Origin of the sequence: Paraburkholderia sartisoli (assembly GCF_900107685.1) — a bacterium.
In the GTDB taxonomy this organism is placed as follows: domain Bacteria; phylum Pseudomonadota; class Gammaproteobacteria; order Burkholderiales; family Burkholderiaceae; genus Paraburkholderia; species Paraburkholderia sartisoli.
This window is the reverse complement of record NZ_FNRQ01000007.1, coordinates 128,536-152,040: the sequence shown is the minus strand read 5'-3', so window position 1 is coordinate 152,040 and position 23,505 is coordinate 128,536. Positions and strand designations below refer to the sequence as shown.

General features: G+C 64.5%; 20 protein-coding genes. 16 read left to right on the top strand and 4 right to left on the bottom strand.

Going from position 1 to position 23,505, the window contains the following annotated elements; all coding sequences use genetic code 11:
- Window positions 1-49 precede the first annotated feature (49 nt).
- The 5 genes from BLV45_RS20545 to fdhA all read left to right on the top strand — a co-directional run bounded on the left by BLV45_RS20545 (window position 50) and on the right by fdhA (window position 5,686).
- The gene (locus BLV45_RS20545; protein ID WP_090535879.1) at window positions 50-349 is read left to right on the top strand and encodes a sarcosine oxidase subunit delta; all 300 of its coding nucleotides are present in this window, start codon (window positions 50-52) and stop codon (window positions 347-349) included.
- Complete coding sequence (locus BLV45_RS20540) at window positions 346-3,348, top strand: sarcosine oxidase subunit alpha family protein (protein WP_090535878.1); 3,003 nt, start codon at window positions 346-348, stop codon at window positions 3,346-3,348. Before BLV45_RS20545 ends, BLV45_RS20540 begins: the two co-directional genes overlap by 4 nt.
- A complete protein-coding gene (locus BLV45_RS20535) occupies window positions 3,338-3,994 on the top strand; it encodes a sarcosine oxidase subunit gamma (protein WP_090535876.1) in 657 nt (218 codons plus the stop codon). Before BLV45_RS20540 ends, BLV45_RS20535 begins: the two co-directional genes overlap by 11 nt.
- 61 nt (window positions 3,995-4,055) lie before the next feature.
- Complete coding sequence (locus tag BLV45_RS20530; protein WP_090536314.1) at window positions 4,056-4,319, top strand: hypothetical protein; 264 nt, start codon at window positions 4,056-4,058, stop codon at window positions 4,317-4,319.
- Window positions 4,320-4,486: 167 nt separating this feature from the next.
- Complete coding sequence (gene fdhA / locus BLV45_RS20525) at window positions 4,487-5,686, top strand: formaldehyde dehydrogenase, glutathione-independent (protein WP_090535874.1); 1,200 nt, start codon at window positions 4,487-4,489, stop codon at window positions 5,684-5,686.
- Between the two features lie 136 nt (window positions 5,687-5,822).
- Here the strand turns inward: fdhA and BLV45_RS20520 are convergent, their stop codons facing one another.
- Together BLV45_RS20520 and BLV45_RS20515 are read right to left on the bottom strand one after the other, a co-directional pair.
- Window positions 5,823-6,818 carry a GlxA family transcriptional regulator gene (locus tag BLV45_RS20520; RefSeq protein ID WP_090535871.1) on the bottom strand — a complete coding sequence of 332 codons (996 nt, stop codon included), beginning with the start codon at window positions 6,816-6,818 and terminating at the stop codon, window positions 5,823-5,825.
- Window positions 6,819-6,961: 143 nt separating this feature from the next.
- Window positions 6,962-7,243, bottom strand: coding sequence for a hypothetical protein (locus tag BLV45_RS20515; protein WP_143130457.1), 282 nt, complete (start codon window positions 7,241-7,243; stop codon window positions 6,962-6,964).
- Window positions 7,244-7,252: 9 nt separating this feature from the next.
- Between BLV45_RS20515 and BLV45_RS20510 the strand changes: the two genes are divergently transcribed.
- The 10 genes from BLV45_RS20510 to BLV45_RS20465 all read left to right on the top strand — a co-directional run bounded on the left by BLV45_RS20510 (window position 7,253) and on the right by BLV45_RS20465 (window position 19,770).
- A complete protein-coding gene (locus BLV45_RS20510; protein WP_090535867.1) occupies window positions 7,253-8,527 on the top strand; it encodes a serine hydroxymethyltransferase in 1,275 nt (424 codons plus the stop codon).
- An 18-nt stretch (window positions 8,528-8,545) separates the two neighbouring features.
- Window positions 8,546-9,517, top strand: a complete 972-nt coding sequence (locus tag BLV45_RS20505) for a dipeptidase (protein ID WP_090535865.1) — start codon at window positions 8,546-8,548, stop codon at window positions 9,515-9,517.
- 47 nt (window positions 9,518-9,564) lie between these two features.
- Window positions 9,565-10,101: a DUF5943 domain-containing protein gene (locus BLV45_RS20500; protein ID WP_090535863.1), complete on the top strand. Its 537-nt coding sequence runs from the start codon at window positions 9,565-9,567 to the stop codon at window positions 10,099-10,101.
- Window positions 10,102-10,180: 79 nt separating this feature from the next.
- Window positions 10,181-12,244 (top strand): NADH:flavin oxidoreductase, encoded by a 2,064-nt coding sequence (locus tag BLV45_RS20495; protein WP_090535861.1) that lies wholly within the window; start codon window positions 10,181-10,183, stop codon window positions 12,242-12,244.
- A gap of 2 nt (window positions 12,245-12,246) precedes the next feature.
- Complete coding sequence (locus BLV45_RS20490) at window positions 12,247-14,160, top strand: (Fe-S)-binding protein (protein WP_090535858.1); 1,914 nt, start codon at window positions 12,247-12,249, stop codon at window positions 14,158-14,160.
- A 4-nt stretch (window positions 14,161-14,164) separates the two neighbouring features.
- A complete protein-coding gene (locus tag BLV45_RS20485; RefSeq protein WP_090535856.1) occupies window positions 14,165-15,346 on the top strand; it encodes an electron transfer flavoprotein subunit alpha/FixB family protein in 1,182 nt (393 codons plus the stop codon).
- The gene (locus tag BLV45_RS20480) at window positions 15,343-16,122 is read left to right on the top strand and encodes a drug:proton antiporter (RefSeq protein ID WP_090535854.1); all 780 of its coding nucleotides are present in this window, start codon (window positions 15,343-15,345) and stop codon (window positions 16,120-16,122) included. The genes BLV45_RS20485 and BLV45_RS20480 overlap by 4 nt, the downstream gene beginning before the upstream one ends.
- A 73-nt stretch (window positions 16,123-16,195) precedes the next feature.
- On the top strand, window positions 16,196-17,506 hold the full coding sequence (locus BLV45_RS20475; protein ID WP_090535852.1) for an aromatic ring-hydroxylating oxygenase subunit alpha: 1,311 nt from the start codon (window positions 16,196-16,198) through the stop codon (window positions 17,504-17,506).
- 33 nt (window positions 17,507-17,539) lie between these two features.
- Complete coding sequence (locus tag BLV45_RS20470; protein WP_090535850.1) at window positions 17,540-18,757, top strand: hybrid-cluster NAD(P)-dependent oxidoreductase; 1,218 nt, start codon at window positions 17,540-17,542, stop codon at window positions 18,755-18,757.
- Window positions 18,758-18,912: 155 nt separating this feature from the next.
- Window positions 18,913-19,770 carry a glycine betaine ABC transporter substrate-binding protein gene (locus BLV45_RS20465; protein WP_090535848.1) on the top strand — a complete coding sequence of 286 codons (858 nt, stop codon included), beginning with the start codon at window positions 18,913-18,915 and terminating at the stop codon, window positions 19,768-19,770.
- A 75-nt stretch (window positions 19,771-19,845) separates the two neighbouring features.
- On the opposite strand, the gene purU is transcribed toward BLV45_RS20465, so the two are convergent.
- Both purU and BLV45_RS20455 read right to left on the bottom strand, forming a co-directional pair.
- Window positions 19,846-20,721 carry a formyltetrahydrofolate deformylase gene (gene purU, locus BLV45_RS20460; RefSeq protein ID WP_090535846.1) on the bottom strand — a complete coding sequence of 292 codons (876 nt, stop codon included), beginning with the start codon at window positions 20,719-20,721 and terminating at the stop codon, window positions 19,846-19,848.
- Between the two features lie 125 nt (window positions 20,722-20,846).
- A complete protein-coding gene (locus tag BLV45_RS20455) occupies window positions 20,847-21,761 on the bottom strand; it encodes a choline sulfate utilization transcriptional regulator (RefSeq protein ID WP_090535844.1) in 915 nt (304 codons plus the stop codon).
- A 167-nt stretch (window positions 21,762-21,928) separates the two neighbouring features.
- Here BLV45_RS20455 and betC point away from each other — a divergent pair, with 167 nt between their 5' ends.
- A complete protein-coding gene (gene betC / locus BLV45_RS20450; RefSeq protein ID WP_090535841.1) occupies window positions 21,929-23,485 on the top strand; it encodes a choline-sulfatase in 1,557 nt (518 codons plus the stop codon).
- Window positions 23,486-23,505: the final 20 nt, after the last annotated feature.

Genomic DNA, 23,505 nt, shown 5'->3' with positions numbered 1-23,505 from the left:
TCACGCGCTGCAACGTGAGTTGCATGGGACCAGAGTAGGGAGAACATAGATGCTGCTGATCGAATGCCCGTGGTGTGGACCACGCGCCGAAACCGAATTTTCCTGCGGCGGCGAAGCGGATATCGCGCGTCCGCTCGACACCGAAAAGCTCACCGACAAGGAATGGGGCGACTACCTCTTCATGCGCAGGAACCCGCGCGGCGTGCATCGCGAGCAATGGCTGCACACGCAGGGGTGCCGCCGCTGGTTCAAGGCGCAGCGCGACACGGTGAGCTACGAGATTCAGGGCTACGAGACGTTCGAGCGTCCACTGCTCGCGATGGATGACAACGAGGGCAAGACAGCATGAGCCAGAAAGACCGACTGCCCGGCGGTGGGCGCATCAACCGCGCGATCGTGCTGAACTTCACGTTCAACGGCCGCAAATATCAGGGTTTTCAGGGCGACACGCTGGCTTCCGCGCTGCTCGCGAACGGCGTGCATTTCGTCGCGCGCAGCTGGAAATATCACCGGCCGCGCGGCATCGTCACGGCAGGCGTGGAAGAACCGAATGCGATCGTGCAACTCGAAACGGGCGCCTACACCGTGCCGAATGCACGTGCGACCGAAGTCGAACTGTATCAGGGGCTCGTCGCGACCAGCGTGAACGCGAAGCCGAGCATCGAGAAAGACCGCATGGCGGTCAATCAGAAGATCGCACGGTTCATTCCGGCGGGCTTCTACTACAAGACGTTCATGTGGCCGCGCAGGTTCTGGCCGAAGTACGAGGAAGCGATCCGCGACGCGGCCGGCCTCGGCACGGCGCCGGAGGAAAAGGACGCGGATCGCTACGACAAGTGCTTCGCGCATTGCGACGTGCTCGTGATCGGCGCCGGCCCGACCGGACTGGCGGCGGCGCACGCGGCGGCGCGGTCTGGGGCGCGCGTGACGCTGGTCGACGATCAGCCGGAACCCGGCGGCTCGCTGCTGTCGTGTCGCGCGGAGATCGACGGCAAGCCCGCGCTGCAATGGGTTCACCAGATCGAGGATGCGTTGCGGCAGATGCCTGATGTGAAGATCCTGTGCCGCAGCACGGCATTCGGCTATCAGGACCACAACCTCGTGACGGTGACGCAGCGGCTCACCGAGCACCTGCCGGTGTCGCAACGCAAGGGCACGCGCGAGTTGATGTGGAAGATCCGCGCGAAACGCGTGATTCTCGCCACGGGTGCGCATGAACGGCCGATCGTGTTCGGCAACAACGATCTGCCGGGCGTGATGCTGGCCTCGGCGGTGTCGACGTATCTGCATCGCTATGCGGTGCTGCCGGGTCGCAACGCGGTCGTGTTCACCAGCAACGACGACGGCTATCAATGCGCGCTGGACCTCAAGGCGGCCGGTGCACAGGTGACGGTGGTCGATCCGCGCGCGGCGGAGTCGAAAGGGACGCTGCCGGTGCTCGCGCGGCGCCATGGCATCAAGATCATGAACGGGGTGGCCGTCACGGCGGCGCACGGCAAGCTGCGCGTGGCGTCGGTCGAGCTGGCGTCGTATTCGAATGGACAGCCCGGGGCGAAACAGGGTGATCTGCCGTGCGACCTGCTCGCGATGTCCGGCGGCTGGAGCCCGGTGCTGCATCTGTTCGCGCAGTCGGGCGGCAAGGCGCACTGGCATGACGACAAGGCCTGTTTCGTGCCAGGCAAGGCGATGCAGGCGGAAACCAGCGTCGGCGCGTGCGCGGGCGACTTCGCGCTCGGCCAGGGCATTCGCCTCGCCGTCGACGCCGGCGTCGAGGCGGCGCGCGCTATCGGGTATTCCGTCGCGCCCCCGGACCCGGTGCAGGTCGCCGACACGGTCGAGGCGAAGATGCAGCCGCTGTGGCTGGTCGGCGGCCGCGAACTCGCCGCGCGAGGACCGAAGCAATTCGTCGACTTCCAGAACGACGTGTCGGCGGCGGACATTTTCCTCGCCGCGCGCGAAGGTTTCGAATCAGTCGAGCACGTGAAGCGCTACACGGCAATGGGCTTCGGCACCGATCAAGGCAAGCTCGGCAACATCAACGGCATGGCGATCCTGGCGCAGGTGCTCGGCAAGACGATTCCGGAAACCGGCACGACCACCTTCCGCCCGAACTACACACCGGTCACGTTCGGCACGTTTGCCGGCCGTGAACTCGGCGAGTTTCTCGATCCGGTGCGCAAGACGGCGGTGCATGAATGGCACGTCGAAAACGGCGCGGCGTTCGAGGATGTCGGCAACTGGAAGCGTCCGTGGTACTACCCGAAGCCGGGCGAGGACATGCACGCGGCGGTCGTGCGCGAATCGCTCGCGGTGCGCACGAGCGTCGGCATTCTCGACGCCTCGACGCTCGGCAAGATCGACATCCAGGGCCCCGATTCGGCGAAGCTGCTGAACTGGGTTTATACGAATCCGTGGAGCAAGCTCGAGGTCGGCAAGTGCCGCTATGGCCTGATGCTCGACGAAAACGGCATGATCTTCGACGACGGCGTCACGGTGCGCCTCGCGGACCAGCACTACATGATGACGACCACCACGGGCGGCGCGGCGCGCGTGCTCACCTGGCTCGAACGCTGGCTGCAAACCGAATGGCCGGACATGCGCGTGCGGCTCGCGTCCGTCACGGATCACTGGGCGACGTTCGCGGTGGTCGGCCCGAACAGCCGCAAGGTGTTGCAGAAGGTCTGCCACGACGTCGACTTCGCGAACGAGGCGTTCCCGTTCATGAGCTATCGCGAAGGCACGGTGGCCGGCGCGGCCGCGCGCGTGATGCGGATCAGCTTCTCGGGCGAACTCGCCTATGAAGTGAACGTGCCGGCCAACGTCGGACGTGCGGTGTGGGAAGCGCTGATGGCCGCCGGCGCGGAGTTCGACATCACGCCGTACGGCACCGAAACCATGCACGTGCTGCGCGCCGAGAAGGGCTATATCATCGTCGGACAGGATACGGATGGCTCGATGACGCCGTACGATCTCGGCATGGGCGGACTCGTCGCGAAGTCGAAAGACTTTCTCGGCAAGCGCTCGTTGACACGCAGCGACACCGCGAAGGCCGGGCGCAAGCAACTGGTCGGGCTGCTGCCGGACGATGCGTCGTTCGTGATCCCCGAAGGCTCGCAGATCGTCGCCGGTCCCTTCCAGGGCGACACTGCGCCGATGCTCGGTCACGTCACGTCGAGCTATTACAGCCCGATCCTGAAGCGCTCGATCGCGATGGCGGTGGTGAAGGGCGGACTCGACAGGATCGGCGAAACCGTCACGATTCCGCTCGCGGACGGCAGGCAGGTCGCGGCCAGCATCACCAGTTCGGTGTTCTACGACAGCGAAGGAGCACGTCAACATGTGGAATGAAACAACAGGGAGACCGTCGATGGTCGATCGCGCTGTCGGCGGGCAAACGGGTGTGTGGCAGGAGTCTCCGCTGGTCGGCGCGGACGCGTTGCTGAAGAAGCACCAGGCAACGGCATCGTCCGCGTTTCGCCTTGGCGAGCGGCCGTTTCTGGAACTGGTCAACGTGCGGGGCGACACACGCGACGCCGCGTTCGTGCGTGCCGTGGAAGGCGTGCTCGGCTGCCGTCCGCCGGAAACGCCCAACACGACGGCGCAAGGCAACGGCTACGACATGCTGTGGCTCGGCCCCGACGAGTGGCTGGTGCGCTCGGCCACGGCGCACGACGCCACGCGTACCGCGCCGCTGCGGGCGAAACTCGGTGCCGCGTTCGCGGGCGTTTTCGCGTCGGTGGTGGATATCGGCAGCGGCTATACCGTGCTCGACATCAGCGGCACGCGCACGCGTGAAGTGCTGGCGCGCGGCTGCCCGCTCGATCTGCATCCGCGGTTGTTCACCACCGGACAGTGCGCGCAAAGCCACTATTTCAAGGCGTCGATCACGCTGTTGCCCACCGGCGCGGATAGCTTCGACATCGTCGTGCGCCGCAGCTTCGCGGACTATTTCGTGAAGATCATGCTCGACGCGGCCGGCCCGCTGATGGCGTGACGCGCCGCGAGCGGTGCCGCGCCGCATCGCTCGCTTCGCACCTTTCCTGCCTGTGACCGACATGACGTCGACACGTCTGGCCACCGCGCGCCTCACCGAGCGCGCGTGCCATCAAGGCGACGCGCACGCCGCGCTCGCGTTGCTCGATCAGAGCATCGCGTTGCGGCACCGGCGCATCGCGCTGATCCGTTATCTGCTCGCGCAACAACTTGGCGCCGAACTGGAGCCGCGGCATCACGACTACGTGCGAAAGATCGCCGCGCGGCTGAGCGCGCAGGCGCTCGCGCGCATTGCCGGCGCCGCGCGCGCACGGCTGCGGCCGTAGCGCCCGCTTGTGCGCCTGCGCGATTGGGCAATTGCGCCGCACATGTCGGTTCCGGCCAAACCGGTGTCGCGTTCGGATCATGTCCTTTGTTGGCGCGGGCGTTACGCTCGTTAGACGGCGCGTGACTCCGAACCGGCGCGCCGCTCACCAGACATGGAGACAGGCAAATGAGCAGCAATCGCGGCGTCGTGTATCTCGGGCAGGGCAAGGTGGAAGTGCAGTCGATCGACTATCCGAAGATGGTCGATCCGCGTGGCCGCGCAATCGGCCACGGCGTGATCCTGAAAGTGGTCAGCACGAATATCTGCGGCTCCGACCAGCACATGGTGCGCGGCCGCACCACGGCTGAAGTCGGCCTCGTGCTGGGTCACGAGATCACCGGTGAGGTGATCGAAATTGGCCGCGACGTGGAAACCCTGAAGATCGGCGATCTGGTGTCGGTGCCGTTCAACGTCGCCTGCGGACGCTGCCCGACCTGCAAGGCCCAGCATACCGGCGTGTGCCTGAACGTGAACCCGTCGCGCGCGGGCGGCGCCTATGGCTACGTGGACATGGGCGGCTGGATCGGCGGCCAGGCCGAGTACGTGATGGTGCCGTACGCCGACTTCAATCTGCTCAAGTTCCCCGACCGCGCACAGGCGATGTCGAAGATCCGCGATCTGACCTGCCTCTCCGACATTCTGCCGACCGGCTATCACGGCGCGGTGATGGCCGGCGTGAAGCCCGGCGCGACCGTCTACATTGCCGGCGCCGGCCCGGTCGGAATGGCGGCGGCGGCTTCGGCGCGCCTGCTGGGCGCGGCCTGTACGATCATCGGCGACATGAACGAGGCGCGGCTCGCGCATGCGCGCAAGATGGGTTTTCAGACCATCGACCTGTCGAAAGACGCCGCGCTCGGCGAGCAGATCGAGCAGATTCTCGGCAAGCCCGAAGTGGATTGCGCGGTGGACTGCGTCGGCTTCGAGGCGCACGGCCACGGCAGCAGCGGCCAGCATGAAGAGGCACCCGCCACGGTGCTGAATTCGCTGATGGAAATCACCCGGGCCGCGGGCGCGATTGGCATTCCGGGGCTCTATGTGACGGACGATCCCGGTTCAGCCGATGCCGCCGCGCGCAAGGGCAGCCTCAGCATTCGCCTCGGGCTCGGCTGGGCCAAGTCGCACTCGTTCCATACGGGGCAGACGCCGGTGATGAAGTACAACCACAACCTGATGCAGGCGATCCTGTGGGACCGTCTGCCGATCGCGGACATCGTGAACGTGACGGTCGTGTCGCTGGACGAGGCGCCGGAAGGCTACCGCCAGTTCGATGGCGGCGCACCGAAGAAGTTTGTCCTCGATCCGCACGGTTTGCTGAAAGCGGCTTGACGCATGACGCAGGGGCTTTCTGCTTTCGATCGAATCTCAGGAGTCTGACGAATCACGCACGAGTTGAGCGGTTTCCCGCTCAGCGCGTGCGTCTGTTTTTTCAGGCCGGAAAGACCCTTGTTTCGCGAAGCAGCCGTCAAGCCAGCATCGCCGGCGCGGGGGCCAGCGAAGGCGCCTGCTTGCGCCGCTCGCTCGTCGGCGCGGTGCCGAAGGCGTCGCGATAGCTCTTCGAGAAGTGGCACGCCGACTGGAAGCCGCAGGCCATCGTGATGTGCATGATCGACATGTCGGTCTGCAACAGCAACTCACGCGCGCGCCGCAGGCGCAGCGTCAGATAGTAATGCGTGGGCGTCATCCCCAGATGCTCGCGGAAGAGGCGCTGCAACTGCCGTTGCGACATGCCCGCGAGCCGCGCGAGTTCTTCGCGCGAGAGCGGCTCTTCGATGTTGTTCTCCATCAGCGCGACCACTTCGAAGAGCGACTTGTTGGCCGAGCCGAGCCGCGCGACCAGCGGCATTTTCTGTTGCGCGCTGGTATCGCGCACATGTTCGACGATGAACTGCTCGGCGATCTGCGTGACCCGCGCGGTGCCCACGCGCGGTGCAATCAGGTTCAGCATCATGTCGAGCGGCGCGACGCCGCCCGTGCAGGTGACGCGATCGCGGTCGATTACGAACAGTTCTTTCAGAAAGCGCGTGTCGGGAAACTCTTCCTTGAGCGCCGACATGTTCTCCCAGTGAATCGCGCACGCGTAGCCGGCCAGCAAGCCGGCGCGCGCCAGTGCATACGTGCCCGTACACAGGCTGCCGAGCACGCAGCCCATGCGGGCAAAGCGGCGCAATGCAAAGAGGTGCGAGGACGTGGTGGCGCGCTGCACGTCGATGCCGCCGACCACGAACACGATATCCGGCTGGCCGACGCATTCGACCGGCCCGGTGTCGACCGACAGCCCGTTGCTCGCCATCACCGGGCCGCCTTCGGGGCTCACGATCGACCAGCGATACAGCGTTTGCCCCGTCAGATAGTTCGCCATGCGCAGGACTTCGATGGCGTTGGTGAACGCGATCATCGTGAAGTTGGGCACCGGCATGAATGCGAAATGCGACAACGACGCAGTGCGATCGGTGGACATGGGAGGAATGATTCCTTCGAATCTGTAATGTCGCGTCGCGGTGGGGAAGCGGCGACTCCTGCGATTTTGAGGATCAAGGCAACTGCCGTGCCATCCGGCTAAACCCTTGTTTGCGTGTGGAATCTCGCCGGGATCGCGGGAAGTCAGCACCACAGCGGCGCCGCCGCCATGCCGGTACGCACCTGAGCCGCGCGCGACGACCGGTTGCGGTGCAACATTGGCCCGGCCGTCTGAAAACCGGCTGCGGCGACACCGATGACGACTTGTCGAAAAAGGTCGCACATGGCGGAAAAGGTAAAGAACGCGTCTGAATTCATAAATTGGCGCGCGAACCGAACGTCAAGAATAGAAGCCATGCAGACCGGTTGCAGCAGCGTTTCAAGGCGGCTTCCGGCACGCGTCACTGGCTTTTTTCCTGAACTCACGGACCTTTCATGTCGAACCCGAATCCCTTCTTTGAAGAATCGCTGGCGACGCGCGATGCGGCGGTGCGCGGCGCCATGTTGAAAGAGCTCGAGCGCCAGCAGTCGCAGGTCGAGCTGATCGCGTCGGAAAACATCGTGTCGCGCGCGGTGCTCGAGGCGCAGGGCTCGGTGCTGACCAACAAGTATGCGGAAGGGTATCCGGGCAAGCGTTACTACGGCGGTTGCGAATACGTCGACGTGATCGAATCGCTCGCGATCGACCGGATCAAACAGCTCTTCAACGCGAAATTCGCCAATGTGCAGCCGCATTCGGGCGCGCAGGCAAACGGCGCCGTGATGCTCGCGCTGGCGAAGCCGGGCGACACGGTGCTCGGCATGTCGCTCGACGCGGGCGGCCACCTCACGCACGGCGCGAAGCCGGCGCTCTCGGGCAAGTGGTTCAACGCGGTGCAGTACGGCGTGCAGCGCGACACGATGTTGATCGATTACGGGCAGATCGAGGAACTCGCGCGGCAACATCGACCCGCGCTGCTGATCGCCGGCTTCTCGGCCTATCCGCGCGCGCTGGATTTCGCGCGGCTGCGTGCGATCGCCGACAGCGTCGGCGCGAAGCTGATGGTGGACATGGCGCACATCGCGGGCATCATCGCGGCGGGCCGTCACCCGAATCCGGTCGGGCATGCGCACGTCGTCACGTCGACGACGCACAAGACGTTGCGCGGTCCGCGCGGCGGCTTTGTGCTGACGAACGACGAAGAGATCGCGAAGAAGATCAACTCCGCGGTGTTCCCAGGCTTGCAGGGCGGCCCGCTGATGCACGTGATCGCCGGCAAGGCGGTGGCGTTCGGCGAGGCGCTGCAACCCGGTTTCAGGACCTATATCGACAACGTGCTTGCCAATGCGCAGGCGTTGGGCGCTGTGCTGAAGGCGGGCGGCGTCGATCTGGTGACGGGCGGCACCGACAACCACCTGCTGCTGGTCGACCTGCGGCCCAAGGGGCTCAAGGGCAACCAGGTCGAGCAGGCACTGGAACGCGCGGGCATCACCTGCAACAAGAACGGCATTCCTTTCGATACCGAGAAGCCGACGGTGACCTCCGGCATCCGCCTCGGCACGCCGGCCGGCACGACGCGCGGCTTCGGCGTGGCTGAATTCCGTGACGTGGGGCGCCTCATCGTCGAGGTGCTCGACGCGCTGCGCGACCATCCGGAAGGCCATGCCGCCACCGAACAACGCGTGCGCCGCGAGATTTTCGCGCTGTGCGAACGCTTTCCCATCTACTGAGTACGCCCGGAGCACACGATGAGCACACTGCACGACAACAGCATCATCATCGACGGCCTGAACATTTCGAAGTTCGAGCGCACGGTGTTCGAGGACATGCGCAAGGGCGGCGTGACCGCGGTGAACTGCACAGTGTCCGTCTGGGAAAGCTTCCAGAAGACCGTCGACAACATCGCCGAAATGAAGCAGCAGATCCGTGAATACGGCGAAATCCTGACGCTCGTGCGCACCACCGACGACATTTACCGCGCGAAGAAAGAGAACAAGACCGGCATCATCTTCGGCTTCCAGAACGCGCACGCATTCGAGGACAACCTCGGCTATATCGAGGCGTTCAAGGACCTTGGCGTGAACGTGGTGCAGCTTTGCTACAACACGCAGAACCTGGTGGGCACGGGTTGTTATGAACGCGACGGCGGACTGTCGGGCTATGGTCGCGAAGTGATTCAGGAGATGAACCGCGTCGGCATCATGGTCGATCTGTCGCACGTGGGCGGAAAGACCTCATCTGAAGCGATTGCCGCTTCGAACAAGCCGGTGTGCTACTCGCACTGCTGCCCGTCGGGCCTGAAAGAACATCCGCGCAACAAGAGCGACGAACAGCTGAAAGAGATCGCGGACGCAGGCGGCTTTGTCGGCGTGACGATGTTCGCGCCGTTCCTGAAGCGCGGCCCGGATGCGACCGTCGAAGACTATATCGAGGCGATCGAATACGTGGTGAACCTGATCGGCGAGGATCAGGTGGGCATCGGCACGGACTTCACGCAGGGCTACAGCACCGAATTCTTCGACTGGATCACGCATGACAAAGGCCGCTATCGCCAGTTGACGAACTTCGGCAAGGTGGTGAACCCGGAAGGCATCCGCACGATCGGCGAGTTTCCGAACCTGACCGCCGCGATGGAACACGCTGGCTGGAGCGAGACGCGCATCAAGAAGATCATGGGCGAGAACTGGGTACGGGTGTTCGGCGAAGTGTGGAAGGTCTGATTCTCACGCGCTCACGAAAGCCACCCACATCAATACGGAGTCTCCCCATGCAACCTCAACTGCCCATCGACGTCGATCCGGACACCGGTGTCTGGACCACCGACGCGCTGCCGATGCTGTACGTGCCGCGCCATTTCTTCACGAACAACCATATCGCCGCCGAAGAAGCGCTCGGCCGCGACACGTATGCCGGGATTCTCTACAAGGCCGGCTACAGGTCCGCGTATTTCTGGTGCGAGAAGGAAGCGAAGCAGCACGGCATTGCCGGCATGGCGGTATTCGAGCACTACCTGAACCGTCTGTCGCAACGCGGCTGGGGTCGCTTCAGGATCATCGAAGCCGATCCGTCCAGTTCGCACGCGCGCATCGAGCTGCGTCACTCGTCGTTCGTGCTCGCGCAGCCGGGCAAGCAGGGCAAGCTTTGCTACATGTTCGCCGGTTGGTTCGCGGGCGCGCTGGACTGGGTCAACGACACGGCGCCGGATGCGGCACGCAAGGGTCCCCCGTCACATTCGGAAGAAGTGCAATGCGCGGCCGAAGGTCACGATCACTGCGTATTCGAAGTGTCTCCGCTGACGGCGTAACAGCACACGCACACGCAAACGCAGACGCAGACGCGTACAAAACACCGCAACAAGCCAGTTCATTCCGAGGTCGATCGCGATGCGTTACCCGAACCTTTTCAAGCCTCTCACGCTGAACCAGCTGACCTTGCGCAACCGTATCGTCAGTACCGCGCACGCGGAGGTGTATGCGGAACCCGGCGGCTTGCCCGGTGACCGTTATATCCGTTACTACGAGGAGAAGGCGAAGGGCGGCGTTGGCCTCGCGGTGTGCGGCGGCTCGAGCCCGGTGTCGATCGACAGCCCGCAGGGCTGGTGGAAGTCGGTCGATCTGTCCACCGACAGGATTATCGATCCGCTCGCGCGCCTCGCCGAGGCGATGCACCGGCACGGCGCGAAGATCATGATTCAGGCGACGCATATGGGCCGCCGTTCGGCATTTCACGGCGAGCACTGGCCGCATCTGATGTCGCCGTCCGGCGTGCGCGAGCCCGTCCATCGCGGCAACGCGAAGATCATCGAGGTGGAGGAGATTCGCCGCATCATCGGCGACTTCGCAGCCGCCGCGAAGCGCGTCAAGGATGCCGGGATGGACGGCGTCGAAATCTCGGCCGCGCATCAGCATCTGATCGATCAGTTCTGGAGCCCGCGCACGAATTTTCGCACCGACGAATGGGGTGGTTCACTCGAAAACCGCCTGCGTTTCGGGATCGAAGTGCTGAAGGCGGTGCGCGAAGCGGTGGGCGCGGATTTCTGCATCGGTCTGCGCATGTGCGGCGACGAATTCCACGAGGACGGACTCGATCACGAGCAATTGAAAGAGATCGCCCAGGCGATGTCGGAAACCGGTCTGATCGATTACCTCGGCGTGATCGGTTCGGGCGCGGACACGCACAACACGCTCGCGAACTGCATGCCGCCGATGGCGCTGCCGCCCGAGCCGTTCGTGCATCTCGCGGCCGGCATCAAGTCGGTCGTGAAGCTGCCGGTGATGCATGCCCAAAGCATTCGCGATGCGGGCCAGGCGGAACGGCTGCTCGCCAGCGGCATGGTCGATCTGGTCGGCATGACGCGCGCGCAGATCGCCGATCCGCACATGGTCATCAAGATCCGCGACGGCCGCGAAGACGAGATCAAGCAGTGCGTCGGCGCGAACTACTGTATCGACCGGCAGTACAACGGGCTCGACGTGCTGTGCGTGCAGAACGCGGCGACGTCGCGCGAAGAAACCATGCCGCACGTGATCGCAAAGACGCGGGGGCCGAAGCGCAAGGTGGTCGTGGTCGGCGCGGGTCCGGCTGGACTGGAAGCGGCGCGCGTGGCGAAGTCGCGCGGTCATGACGTGGTGCTGTTCGAGAAGAACGACTACGTCGGCGGCCAGATCATGCTGGCCGCGAAGGCGCCGCAGCGCGAGCAGATGGCGGGCATCGTGCGCTGGTTCGACATGGAGACGAAGCGCCTCGGCGTCGATCGCCGCCTCGGCGTCGCGGCCGACGAGAAAACCATCATGGCCGAGAAGCCGGACATCGTCGTGCTGGCGACGGGCGGCTCGTCATATACGTCGCAAGTCGCCGCGTGGGGCGTTGACGCAGGGCTCGCGGTCAGTTCGTGGGATGTGCTGTCGGGCAGGGTCGAGCCGGGCAGGAACGTGCTGGTTTATGACGGCGTGAGCACGCATGCCGGCGCGGGCGTCGCCGACTTCATGTCGAGCCGCGGCTCGAATGTCGAGATCGTCACGCCCGACGTGAAAGTGGCCGACGACGTGGGCGGCACCACGTTCCCGATCTTCTATCGCCGCCTCTACGCGCAGGGCGTGATTCACACGCCGAACTACTGGCTCGACAAGGTCTACGAGGAGAACGGAAAAAAAATCGCCGTGATCCGCAACGAGTACACCGAAGAGCAGGAAGAGCGCGCGGTCGATCAGGTCGTGATCGAAAACGGCAGCACGCCGAACGACGCGCTGTACTGGGCGCTCAAGCCGGAGTCGGTCAACCGCGGCCAGGTGGACGTCCACAAGCTGTTCGCCTCCGAACCGCAGCCTTCGCTGAGCGAGGAAACCGGTAACGGCCGCTTTCTGCTGTTCCGCGTCGGCGACTGCATTTCGATGCACAACATTCACGGCGCGATCTACGACGCGCTGCGCCTTTGCAAGGATTTCTGACGATGAGCCCCGTGTTTGTCATCACCGTCCTGCTGTGGCTGTCGGTGGCCGGCCTCGCGTTCGCGCTGGCCCGACGCGCCGCTTACTGGCGCGAAGGCCGCGCGACGGCGGCGGGCGCATACGGCTGGGCCAGTCTGCTTGCCATTCCGAAGCGCTATTTCGTGGACCTGCATCATGTGGTCGCGCGCGATCCGTACATCGCGAAGACGCACATGGCGACCGCGGGCGGCGCGATCCTCGCGATGGCGCTGGTGTTCGTGAACTACGGGCTCGCGATCTATTCGCCGTGGCTCGACAGGCTGATCTTCCTCGCGGCACTCGTGATGCTGATGGGCGCGGTGTTCGTCTGGCGTCGGCGACACGGCGCGAAGGCGGTGCCGGCGCGGCTCTCGCGCGGGCCGTGGGACCATCTGCCGCTGCTGCTCGGGTCGTTCGCGCTGGGTCTCGCGCTTTTTATCGCGCTGCCGGCGGCCGCGATGTCGGGTGTACTCGCGGTGATCGTTGCGTTGCTGATCGGCGTGGGCGCGTTCACGATGACGTTCGGCGCCGCGCGCGGCGGCCCGATGAAGCATGCGCTCGCCGGGCTCCTGCATCTCGCGTTTCATCCGCGCCAGGAGCGTTTTGCCGGGCGCAACGACAACGACGTCGTGCCGCCAACCGCGCTGAAGGCGCCGCTGCTCGACGCCAGGGAATATGGCGTCGGCAAGCCGGTTGAGTTTCGCTGGAACCAGTTGCTGAGCTTCGACGCGTGCGTGCAGTGCGGCAAGTGCGAAGCCGCGTGCCCCGCGTTCGCCGCCGGTCAGCCGCTCAATCCGAAGAAGCTGATCCAGGATCTCGTCACCGGAATGGTGGGCGGCACGGACGCCGCGTACGCGGGCAGCCCGACGCCCGGCATTGCGCCCGGCCAGCACGGCGGAGCGCCGGACAAGCCGCTGGTTTCGAGCCTCATCGAAGCGGATACGCTGTGGTCATGCACGACCTGCCGCGCCTGCGTGCAGGAGTGCCCGATGTTGATCGAGCACGTCGACGCGATCGTGGACATGCGGCGCAACCAGGCGCTGGTTGAAGGCAACGTGCCGGGCAAGGGGCCCGTCACGCTCGCGAACCTGCGCGAGACCGGCAGCGCGAACGGCTACGACATCGGCGCGCGTTACGACTGGGCCGTCGATCTGCAGGTGCAGGTCGCGCAGCCGGGGCGTCCGGTGGACGTGCTGCTGATCGCCGGCGAAGGCGCGTTCGACATGCGTTACCAGCGCACGCTGCGCGCGCTGGTGAAGGTGCTGAACCGCGCGGGCATCGACTATGCGGTGCTCGGCGGCGTCGAAACCGATACCGGCGACACCGCGCGGCGGCTCGGCGACGAAGCCACGTTCCAGCAGCTCGCGCACCAGCTGATCGATACGCTGTCGCGGTACGCGTTCCGCAAGATCGTGACCGCCGACCCGCACGTGCTGCACAGTCTGCGCAACGAATATCGCGCGCTGGGCGGCTTCTATGAAGTGCAGCACCACACGGCGCTGATCGGGGAGCTGGTGGCCAGCGGCAAGCTGTCGGTGCGCGCGGTCGCCGCATTCGAGGATCGCAAGATCACGTATCACGATCCGTGCTATCTGGGCCGCTATAACGGTGAAACGGAAGCGCCGCGCCGCCTGCTGAAAACCATCGGCATCAAGGTGGTGGAAATGGAGCGCAACGGCATGCGTGGACGGTGCTGCGGTGGCGGCGGCGGTGCGCCGTTGACCGATATTCCCGGCAGGAAGCGCATTCCCGACATCCGTATCGACGACGCGCGCGCGGTTGGCGCCGACATCGTCGCGGTGGCGTGCCCGAATTGCACGGCGATGCTCGAAGGCGTGGTCGGCCCGCGTCCGGAAGTGATCGACGTTGCCGAACTGGTCGCAGCGGCGCTGGAGTAACGCGATGAACACGCTCAAACGAATCGATCCGCGCCGGCCGTTCACGATCACGGCGGAAGGGCTCAAGCGCATCACGCTCGGGGTTGCCGGTGCCGCGGACCCGAGCGGATTTTCCGCGCCTGGCCCCGCGCATCGTGAACAGTCGAAGCCGCGCCGCACCACGGCCACGCCGCAGCGCGTGATGCTGGTCGCCGCGCACACCGACCGTGGCGCGCTCGACGATCATGCACGCCAGGCGCTTGCCGCCGCGGCGCTGCTCGCGGACGCGCAAACCGAAGTCGTGTTGCTGATATTCGGCGAATTCACCGGCGACGCGGCCGCGTCCGGCGCCGACAAGCTGATCGAGCTGTCGATGTTCGACCGCCGCCGGTTTGCGCCGCACGACGAATTGAACGCACTGGCCGCGTGCGTGGCAGCCTATGCGCCGGTACACGTTTTCATGCCGGACAACGCAACCGGCGATGGCGACCTGGGCCGCCGCTATGCGGCTGCCGTCAATGCCAGCGTCGCGACGCATGTCGTCGAGATCGACACGGCGCATGTCGCGACTTACGTGCAGGCCCATCGTGCGTTCGCCGTGTGCGGGTTGCCCGAGGTCGTGCTGCTCGCACCGAACGCGGTCGATCCGAAATTGCCGTTTGTCGGTGCGGGCGAACGCGTGGTGTGGCGCTTCGACGGCTTCGATGGCGAGCCCGTGTCGTCGGCCGGAGGCGGGGTGCGCGATCTCGGCATCGAGGAGACCGACGCTGCCGGGCTCGCATTGGAAGAAGCGGATTTCATCGTGTCGGCGGGGAATGGCGTCAGCGATGTCGCCGCGTTCGAGCGTCTGGCGAGTACGCTGGGCGCCGCGGTCGGCGCAAGCCGCGTCGCCGTGGACGACGGCCGCTTCACGCGCGACAAGCAGATCGGCGCGACCGGCAAGACCGTCGAAGCGAGCGTCTATATCGCGTTCGGCATTTCCGGCGCGGTGCAGCATCTGCAGGGCATCAAGGATTGCCGGCACGTGATCGCCGTCAATCTCGACGCCAGCGCGCCGATCGCCGGACGCGCGGACCTGACCGTGGTCGCCGACGCACGGGAAACCATCGCGGCCCTGACGGAGGCGGCGGCTGCCGCGCGCAGCGCGAGCGGCACGGGCGCCGCGCTGTTGAATTCCGCAGCCGCGGCAGAAGGAGCGCTTGCATGAAAATCGCCGTACTGGTTTCAGTGGGACGCCATCCGGTGAGCGGCACGGCGCGCTACAGCCGCAACGACGCCGCCGCGCTCGGCATCGCGCTGTCGCTCGCGAAACAGCACGCCGCGACGCTCGACGTGCTGCATGCCGGCGATCCGTCGAGCCCCGCGTTAAGCGAATATCTCGCGCTGGGCGCGCGCAGCGTCGAAGTGCTTGACCTGTCATCGACGCCGGAACCGCACGCCGATGCGGCGCCGCCGCTGGCCGCGCGCCTGAAGGGCTACGACCTGGTGTTGACCGGGACCCGTGCCGAAGGCGCGTTTGACAGCGGCATGCTGCCGTATCGCGTCGCGAATGCGCTGGAGATTCCGCTGGTCGGCGCGGCCGTCGATCTGACGATTCGCGACGGTTGCGCCGAAATCCGCCAGTTCATGCCGAAGGGTTTGCGCCGGCGGGTGGAAGTCGGGTTGCCGGCGCTGGTCGCCGTGCATCCGCTGGCAAACGCCACGCCGGGCTATGCGTACGCGCGCTTGCGCGAAGGCACGATCCGCGCGGTTCCGGCGCAGGCCGCAATCCATGCTGACGACCGCCTCGCCTGGACCACCCGCCCGGCCACCGCCAGACCGGTGCGCCTCGCCGCCGCCGAAAAGCGCTCTGGCCACGCCCGCATGCTCTCGGCGACCACGACGGAAAACCGCGGCGGCAACGTCGTAATTGAAGGGAGTTCCGTCGAAAAAGCACAAGTGATCCTCGCGTATTTGCGCGAGCATCAACTCGTGGATTACTGATTTCCGGTTCCGGCCAGCATGCGACCAGGAGGGCCTGGCGCGGCGCCAGACGAGATACGCAACGGAGCACACAATGAAAGTTTCCGCAGACGTTCGCGCGATGATCGAACGCCGCAAAAGTGGCCATACGCTGGAAGCGCCGTTCTATACGAGCGAAGACATTTTCGCGCTCGATCTCGACGCGATCTTCCGGCAGCACTGGATTCAGGTCGCGGTCGAACCGGACGTGCCGGAGCCGGGCGATTACGTCACGGTGGACATCGGCAACGATTCGATCCTGATCGTGCGCGACGACGACATGCAGGTGCGCGCGTTCCACAACGTGTGCCGCCATCGCGGCTCGCGGCTGTGCAATGCCGAAAGGGGTTCGGTCGGCAATATCGTGTGCCCGTACCACAGCTGGACCTACAGCCTGACCGGCGACCTGATGTTCGCCGAACACATGGGCGACCAGTTCGACCGCTGCAAGCACAGCCTGAAGGCGGTACACGTCGAGAACCTCGCCGGGCTGATTTTCATCTGCCTCGCCGACACGCCGCCCGCGGATTTCGCGGTGATGCGCGCCGCGATGGAGCCGTATCTGCTGCCGCACGATCTGGCGAACTGCAAGATCGCCGCGTCGATCGACATCATCGAGGAAGGCAACTGGAAGCTGACGATGGAGAACAATCGCGAGTGCTATCACTGCGTCGCGAACCATCCCGAGCTGACCATTTCCCTGTATGAATACGGGTTCGGCTATCAGCGCACGCCGGCCAACGAAGAAGGCATGGCGGCGTTCGAGGCGACCGTGGCGCGCCGCACGGCGCAATGGGAAGCGATGCAGCTGCCGTCGGCGGAAATCGACCGGCTTGACGACCTTGTCACCGGCTTTCGCGCGCAACGGTTGCCGCTCGACCGCGACGGCGAATCGCAAACCATGGATGCACGCGTGGCGTCGAAAAAGCTGCTTGGCGGTTTCGAGCAGGCCGATCTCGGCGGCCTGTCGTTCTGGACCCAGCCGAATTCGTGGCATCACTTCATGAGCGACCATATCGTCAGCTTCTCGGTGATGCCGCTGTCGGCCGGAAAAACGCTGGTGCGCACCAAATGGCTCGTACACAAGGACGCGCGCGAAGGCGTCGACTACGACGTGGACAACCTGACAGCCGTATGGCGCGCGACCAACGATCAGGACCGCACGCTCGTCGAGTATTCGCAGCGTGGCGCGACCAGCAGCGCGTATGAGCCGGGCCCGTACTCGCCGTTCACCGAAGGACTCGTCGAGAAATTCTGCGCGTGGTACATCGGGCGCATGGCTGGTTACAGCAATGCGCCGCACACCACCGATGCCGGCGACACGCCGGTTTCGCACGGCGAAAAAATCGTCTCATTCCAGCGCTGAGCGCGACGCCGCAACCAGGAGCGGGAGAAATCAATGATGCGCGATCAGGCGGCATTTCAGCCCAGTCCCGATGCGGCACCCAATCGCGTGACGCAGCCGCGCTTCTGGGAGACGTTGCCGGCGCGCTGGAACAGCGATGCCGACGACACGCTGGTGTGCTGCCAGGTGCGGCAGGAAACGCATGACGTCAAGAGCTTCTTCTTTCGTGCGCCGTCTGAGCGGGCGTTCGTATTCGAGCCGGGGCAGTTCATTACGCTCGAACTGGAGATCGATGGCGAGCCGGTGAATCGCTGCTATACGATCTCGTCGCCGCCTACGCGCCCGCACACCATTTCGATCACGGTGAAGCGGGTGCCCGGTGGCAAGGTGTCGAACTGGCTGCACGACACGCTGCACGCCGGCATGCAGGTGCGCGTGCTGGGGCCGTCTGGTGAATTCACCTGCGCGCGGCATCCGGCGCGCAAGTATCTGTTTCTTTCGGCAGGCTCGGGTATCACACCGTTGATGTCGATGAGCCGCGCGCATCACGAGCTCGGCGAAGACAGCGATATCGTGTTCGTGCATAGCGCCCGCACGCCGGACGACATCATTTTCGCGCGCGAACTCGATCTGATCGCGTCGAATCAGGCTCATTTCCGCACGGCTTTCGTTTGCGAACGGGTGGGCACGCGCACGAACTGGCCAGGTGTCACCGGTTTTCTGACGTTGCCGCTGCTCAAGCTGATCGCGCCGGATTTTCTGGAGCGCGAAATCTTCACCTGCGGGCCGGCGCCATATATGCAGGCGGTGCGCGGCCTGCTGGAAGAGGGCGGGTTCGATCGCGGTCATTATCACGAGGAAAGCTTCTCGTTCGAAACGCTCAGCGAAATAGTCAGCGAGGAGGTCGCGCCATTGACGACCGCGCGCGTGGCCGATGCGTTGCAGACGGTGGAACCTCCTGCCGGTGCGCCCCGGCCGGCACCGGTCAAAACGTCCGTCGAGACGGACGTCAGGTTCAAGGTCAGCTTCACCAAAAGCAATCGCCAGATCGAATGCGGCAGCGCACAGCACGTGCTCGATGCGGCAAAAAAGGCTGGTGTGCGTCTGCCGTCGTCATGCACGCAAGGCATGTGCGGCACCTGCAAGGTCAAGCTCGTGTCGGGCGAGGTCGCGATGAAGCACGCGGGGGGCATTCGTCAGCGGGAGATCGATCAGGGCATGGTGCTGCTTTGCTGCAGCACGCCGTTGAGCGATCTGGTCGTCGACAAATAAGGCGAAAAAGGCGAAAGCACGGTGCACGATCCGTTCGCCGGCGACACAGGTCGCTTGCGGACAACTGGATGTCGGAAATCGGCGCTACCCGGCAATTCTGGCTGGTGATTCTAAATACTCAACGGGTTGACTTGACGGTAAACGGGAGAACGGCGATGAGACTGATCAAAAAGATACTGGTGTTGAGCGCGATGAGCGCGGCGCTGGCGGCAAGCAGCGCGAGCGTGCTGGCGCAGACGAAGCCGACCATCAAGATCGGCTATGTGGAAGGCTGGGACGATAGCGTCGCCACCTCGAACGTGGCCGCGCGCGTGATCGAGAAGCGCCTCGGCTATCCGGTGCAACTCGTGCCGGTCGCGGCCGGCGTGATGTGGCAGGGCGTGGCGCGCGGCGACCTCGACGCGACGCTGTCCGCGTGGCTGCCGGTCACGCACGGCGCGTACTGGAACAACTTCAAGGATAAGGTGGTCGACCTCGGCGCGAACTTCAACGACGCGAAAATCGGCCTGATCGTGCCGGAAAACGCCGACGTGAACACGCTCGGCGATCTGGAAGCGAAGAAGGCGGAGTTCGGCTCACGCATTGTCGGCATCGATGCCGGCGCGGGCGTGATGGAAAAAACCAGCGAAGCGATCAAGGTCTACAAGCTCGACTATCAGTTGATGCCCAGTTCGGGCAGCGCGATGACCGCTGAACTGGCGCGCTCCGAAGCCGCTAAAAAGCCGATCATCGTGACGGGCTGGAAGCCGCACTGGATGTTCGCGAAGTACAAGCTGAAATTCCTCGACGACCCGAAGAAAGTGTTCGGCGAAGCAGAACACGTGGATAACGTCGTGAATCCGGAACTCGAGAAGAAGGCGCCGCCGGTCGTCGCGTTTCTCAAGAAGTTCCAGTGGAAGCCGGGCGAGATCGACAGCGTGATGCTGGCGACGCAGAGCGGCGAGAAGCCGACCGCCGCCGCGGATGCGTGGATCAGCGCGCACGGCGACCGGGTGGATAGCTGGGTGAAGTGACGCGCGCGTTGCCGCCTGCAGCGCGGCAACTTCTCTGGAGAAAGCGAAAACGCCGCTGAAAAAGCGGCGTTTCGTTTATTGCAGCACGACGGTGCGATCGCCGTTGATGAACACGCGCCGCTCGATAAACGCCTTCACCGCGCGAGCCAGCGTGATGCATTCGACGTCGCGGCCGGTGGCGAGCAGCCGCTCCGGGCTGTATGAATGATCGACGCGTTCAACCACCTGTTCGATGATGGGACCTTCGTCGAGATCGTCGGTGACGAAATGCGCGGTCGCGCCGATCAGCTTGACGCCGCGCGCGTGTGCCTGGTGATACGGCTTTGCGCCCTTGAAGCCGGGCAGAAACGAATGATGGATGTTGATCGCCCGCGCGGCGAGTGCGCGGCTCGTTTCGCCCGAGAGAATCTGCATATAGCGCGCAAGGATCATCAGTTCCGCGCCGGACGTCTCGAACAGGTCGAGCAGGCGCGCTTCCTGTTGCGGCTTCGTCCCGGCGCTGATCGGCAGATGATGGAAGGGCAGGCCGTGCTGCTGCGCGAGCGGCTCGAGATCGCGATGATTCGAGCCGATGCCGACGATATCCATCTTCAGTTCGCCCATGCGCCAGCGGAACAGCAGATCGGCGAGACAGTGTTCGAGTTTCGACACCATGATCAGCACCTTCGGCCGGGTGCCGACGTCGTGCATCGCCCATGTCATCTGGAAGCGATCGGCGATCGGTGTGAACTCGCGCTGCAGCGCCTGCACCTGAAGCGTTTCGTTGCGATCCACACCATGAAACATGCAGCGCACGAAGAAGCGCCCGCTGAGGTCGTCGTCGAAAACGGTGAGCTCGTCGATATAGCCATGATGCCGGTCGAGAAAGCCGACGACGGCGGCGACCTGGCCCGCCGCGCTCGGACACGCGACGGTCAGCACCAGTTGCTCGGGACGGGAATCGGAAGTCATGCACGCTCCATTCAGGCGACAGGCGATGCCGCGGGGCGCGGCATGCATCGTCGAAGTAGAGCAGACCGGCCGTGCATGCGGATAGAAGCGAACCGCCGTCGCACTGGAATGGGAGCGTCAGGCGCTTATTCCGCGTCGAGTCCGCATTCCCCGAGCAGCCATTGACGAAATGCGCTGACTGCGGGTGTCGCCGCGCGCTGCGTGAAGAGCAGATAGCCGCGCCCGGTAACGACAGGCGTATCGAACGGTTCGACGAGTTGTCCGGTGGCGAGGAGTTCGTCGATCAGCGGCGCCCAGCCGAGCGCGACGCCCTGGCCCATGATCGCTGCATGGGCCACGAGCGTAAAGCTGTTGAACGTGATGCCGCGATGCGCGGCGGGCGCGTCCAGACGATGCACCCCGAACCAGTCGGCCCACGACAGCCAGCGCGCCGGCTGGGTCGGTTCGAGATGCAGCAGGGGCAAGGTCATCAGATCGGACGGGGTGCGCAATGGCGGATGCGCCGCGAGAAACGCCGGACTGCAGACGGGTGTCACGCGCTCGGGAAACAGCTTGAGTGCGCCGCGCGCGGTCCAGTCGGCATTCTCGTCGCCGAACGCAATCACAATGTCCGCCTGATCGTGCGACGGGTCGATCACATGCTGCGACGTGATGATCTTCACATCGACGTCCGGCATCAATGCCTTGAATTGCGACAGGCGGGGCATCAGCCAATAGGTCGCAAAACCGAAATCGGTGGCAAGCGTGAGGGTTTGCGGCGTGCGCCGGGCGCGAATCCCCGCGGTAGCGAGGCGGATGGTGTCGAGTGCGCTGCGCACTGCTTCGAAGAGGCGCACGCCGTCTTCCGTCAACGTAACGCCGCGGTGGCCGCGTTCGAATAGCGGTGCGCCGAGTGCTTCTTCGAGTTGCACGACGCGCTGGCTGACCGCTGGCTGCGTCGAGCCCAGTTCGCGCGCGGCCGCGCTGAAGCTCGCCAGACGCGCTGCGGATTCGAACATCGTCAACGCCTGCATCGGCGGCAAGCGATCCTGCCTCGACATAACACCCCCTTATAGGCACATAACGAATTGCCGTCTTCACAGCGGCGAATTGGACGGCAATAGTGATGTTCACCGCGGCGGTGCTCACTGCGAGACCGGCATGCCGGTTATCCCGCGTGCAGTGACACCTGCACCGACACTTGCGATTCTATTCGAGGCGCGCGCCAATGCTTGATACGAAACAGAATATTCTCATTCTGATGGCTGACCAGATGACGCCGTTTGCGCTCGCCGCTTACGGACACCGTTTAACGAAGACGCCCAATCTCGATCGACTCGCGAAGCAGGGCGTGGTATTCGAATCGGCATATTGCGCGAGTCCGCTGTGTGCGCCGTCGCGCTTTTCATTTTTGTCAGGCAAGCTGCCGTCCGCGATCGGCGCTTACGACAATGCAGCAGAATTTCCGTCGCAAACGCTGACGTTCGCACATTATCTTCGCGCCGAAGGGTATCGCACGATCCTGTCTGGAAAAATGCATTTCTGCGGCGCTGACCAGCTGCATGGATTCGAAGAGCGGCTCACGACGGACATCTATCCGGCCGATTTCGGCTGGACGCCGAACTGGGATGATTTCGAAACGCGTCCCACGTGGTATCACAACATGAGTTCGGTGATCGACGCAGGCCCCTGCGTGCGCACGAACCAGCTCGACTTCGACGATGAAGTCACGTTTACCACGCGCCAGAAGCTCTTCGATATCGCGCGTGAGCGGCAAGCCGGCAAGGATGCACGGCCGTTCTGCATGGTCGCTTCGCTGACGCATCCGCACGATCCTTACGCAATTCCGCAGAAGTACTGGGACATGTACGCAGACGAGGACATCGAGATGCCAGCGTTTCGCGATTCGCTCGATCAAGCCGATCCGCACTCGAAGCGCTTGAGGCACGTCTGCGAAACCGACCGCACACCGCCGACCGATCAGCAGATTCGCAATGCACGGCGGGCTTATTACGGTGCGATCTCTTACGTCGACGATCAGTTCGGCGCGATCCTCGATGCGCTCGAACAGTCGGGACTCGCCAGCGACACCATCATCGTCGTGACGTCCGATCACGGCGAGATGCTCGGTGAGCGCGGCCTCTGGTACAAGATGACGTTCTTCGAGGGAGGCTGCCGTGTGCCGCTGATCGTCCATGCGCCGCGGCAGTTCGACGCGCATCGCGTGCGTGAATCGGTCTCGCATCTCGATCTGCTGCCCACGCTGGTGGAAATGGCGCGCGGTGAACGGCCGACCGCCTGGCCCGATTCACTCGATGGGCAAAGTCTCATTGCACACCTGCTCGGGATACAGGGCACCGACGGCATCCAGGGCGGCCACGACGAAGCGATCGGCGAATATCTGGGTGAAGGCGCAATCGCGCCGATTGTGATGCTGCGGCGGGGACGCTTCAAATTCATTCACACGCCAGCCGATCCTGACCAGCTATACGACGTGGCCGTGGATTCGCTGGAGCGTGACAATCTCGCGGCGCGCCCCGAACACGCGTCGCTGGTCACAGCGCTGCGCGAGGAGATCGCCCAACGCTGGAACCTCGCCGCGTTGCACGACAATGTACTGGAAAGCCAGCGCCGCCGCCGTTTCCATTTCGAGGCCACGACGCAAGGCGCGATCGCGTCATGGGACTGGCAACCGCTGGTCGACGCGAGCCAGCGCTACATGCGTAATCACATCGATCTCGACACGCTCGAAGCAATGGCGCGTTTTCCGGCCGTCGCGCGTTGATGCCTCTGCGCAACGTTCAC

Coding starts and splice junctions, on each gene's coding strand:
- BLV45_RS20510 (WP_090535867.1), top strand. CDS start 7,253: ATGTCGAACCCGAATCCCTTCTTTGAAGAATCGCTGGCGACGCGCGAT.
- BLV45_RS20520 (WP_090535871.1), bottom strand. CDS start 6,818: ATGTCCACCGATCGCACTGCGTCGTTGTCGCATTTCGCATTCATGCCG.
- purU (WP_090535846.1), bottom strand. CDS start 20,721: ATGACTTCCGATTCCCGTCCCGAGCAACTGGTGCTGACCGTCGCGTGT.
- BLV45_RS20500 (WP_090535863.1), top strand. CDS start 9,565: ATGCAACCTCAACTGCCCATCGACGTCGATCCGGACACCGGTGTCTGG.
- BLV45_RS20495 (WP_090535861.1), top strand. CDS start 10,181: ATGCGTTACCCGAACCTTTTCAAGCCTCTCACGCTGAACCAGCTGACC.
- BLV45_RS20465 (WP_090535848.1), top strand. CDS start 18,913: ATGAGACTGATCAAAAAGATACTGGTGTTGAGCGCGATGAGCGCGGCG.
- BLV45_RS20535 (WP_090535876.1), top strand. CDS start 3,338: ATGTGGAATGAAACAACAGGGAGACCGTCGATGGTCGATCGCGCTGTC.
- BLV45_RS20470 (WP_090535850.1), top strand. CDS start 17,540: ATGATGCGCGATCAGGCGGCATTTCAGCCCAGTCCCGATGCGGCACCC.
- BLV45_RS20505 (WP_090535865.1), top strand. CDS start 8,546: ATGAGCACACTGCACGACAACAGCATCATCATCGACGGCCTGAACATT.
- BLV45_RS20490 (WP_090535858.1), top strand. CDS start 12,247: ATGAGCCCCGTGTTTGTCATCACCGTCCTGCTGTGGCTGTCGGTGGCC.
- BLV45_RS20530 (WP_090536314.1), top strand. CDS start 4,056: ATGACGTCGACACGTCTGGCCACCGCGCGCCTCACCGAGCGCGCGTGC.
- BLV45_RS20485 (WP_090535856.1), top strand. CDS start 14,165: ATGAACACGCTCAAACGAATCGATCCGCGCCGGCCGTTCACGATCACG.
- BLV45_RS20545 (WP_090535879.1), top strand. CDS start 50: ATGCTGCTGATCGAATGCCCGTGGTGTGGACCACGCGCCGAAACCGAA.
- BLV45_RS20480 (WP_090535854.1), top strand. CDS start 15,343: ATGAAAATCGCCGTACTGGTTTCAGTGGGACGCCATCCGGTGAGCGGC.
- fdhA (WP_090535874.1), top strand. CDS start 4,487: ATGAGCAGCAATCGCGGCGTCGTGTATCTCGGGCAGGGCAAGGTGGAA.
- BLV45_RS20540 (WP_090535878.1), top strand. CDS start 346: ATGAGCCAGAAAGACCGACTGCCCGGCGGTGGGCGCATCAACCGCGCG.
- BLV45_RS20475 (WP_090535852.1), top strand. CDS start 16,196: ATGAAAGTTTCCGCAGACGTTCGCGCGATGATCGAACGCCGCAAAAGT.
- betC (WP_090535841.1), top strand. CDS start 21,929: ATGCTTGATACGAAACAGAATATTCTCATTCTGATGGCTGACCAGATG.
- BLV45_RS20455 (WP_090535844.1), bottom strand. CDS start 21,761: ATGTCGAGGCAGGATCGCTTGCCGCCGATGCAGGCGTTGACGATGTTC.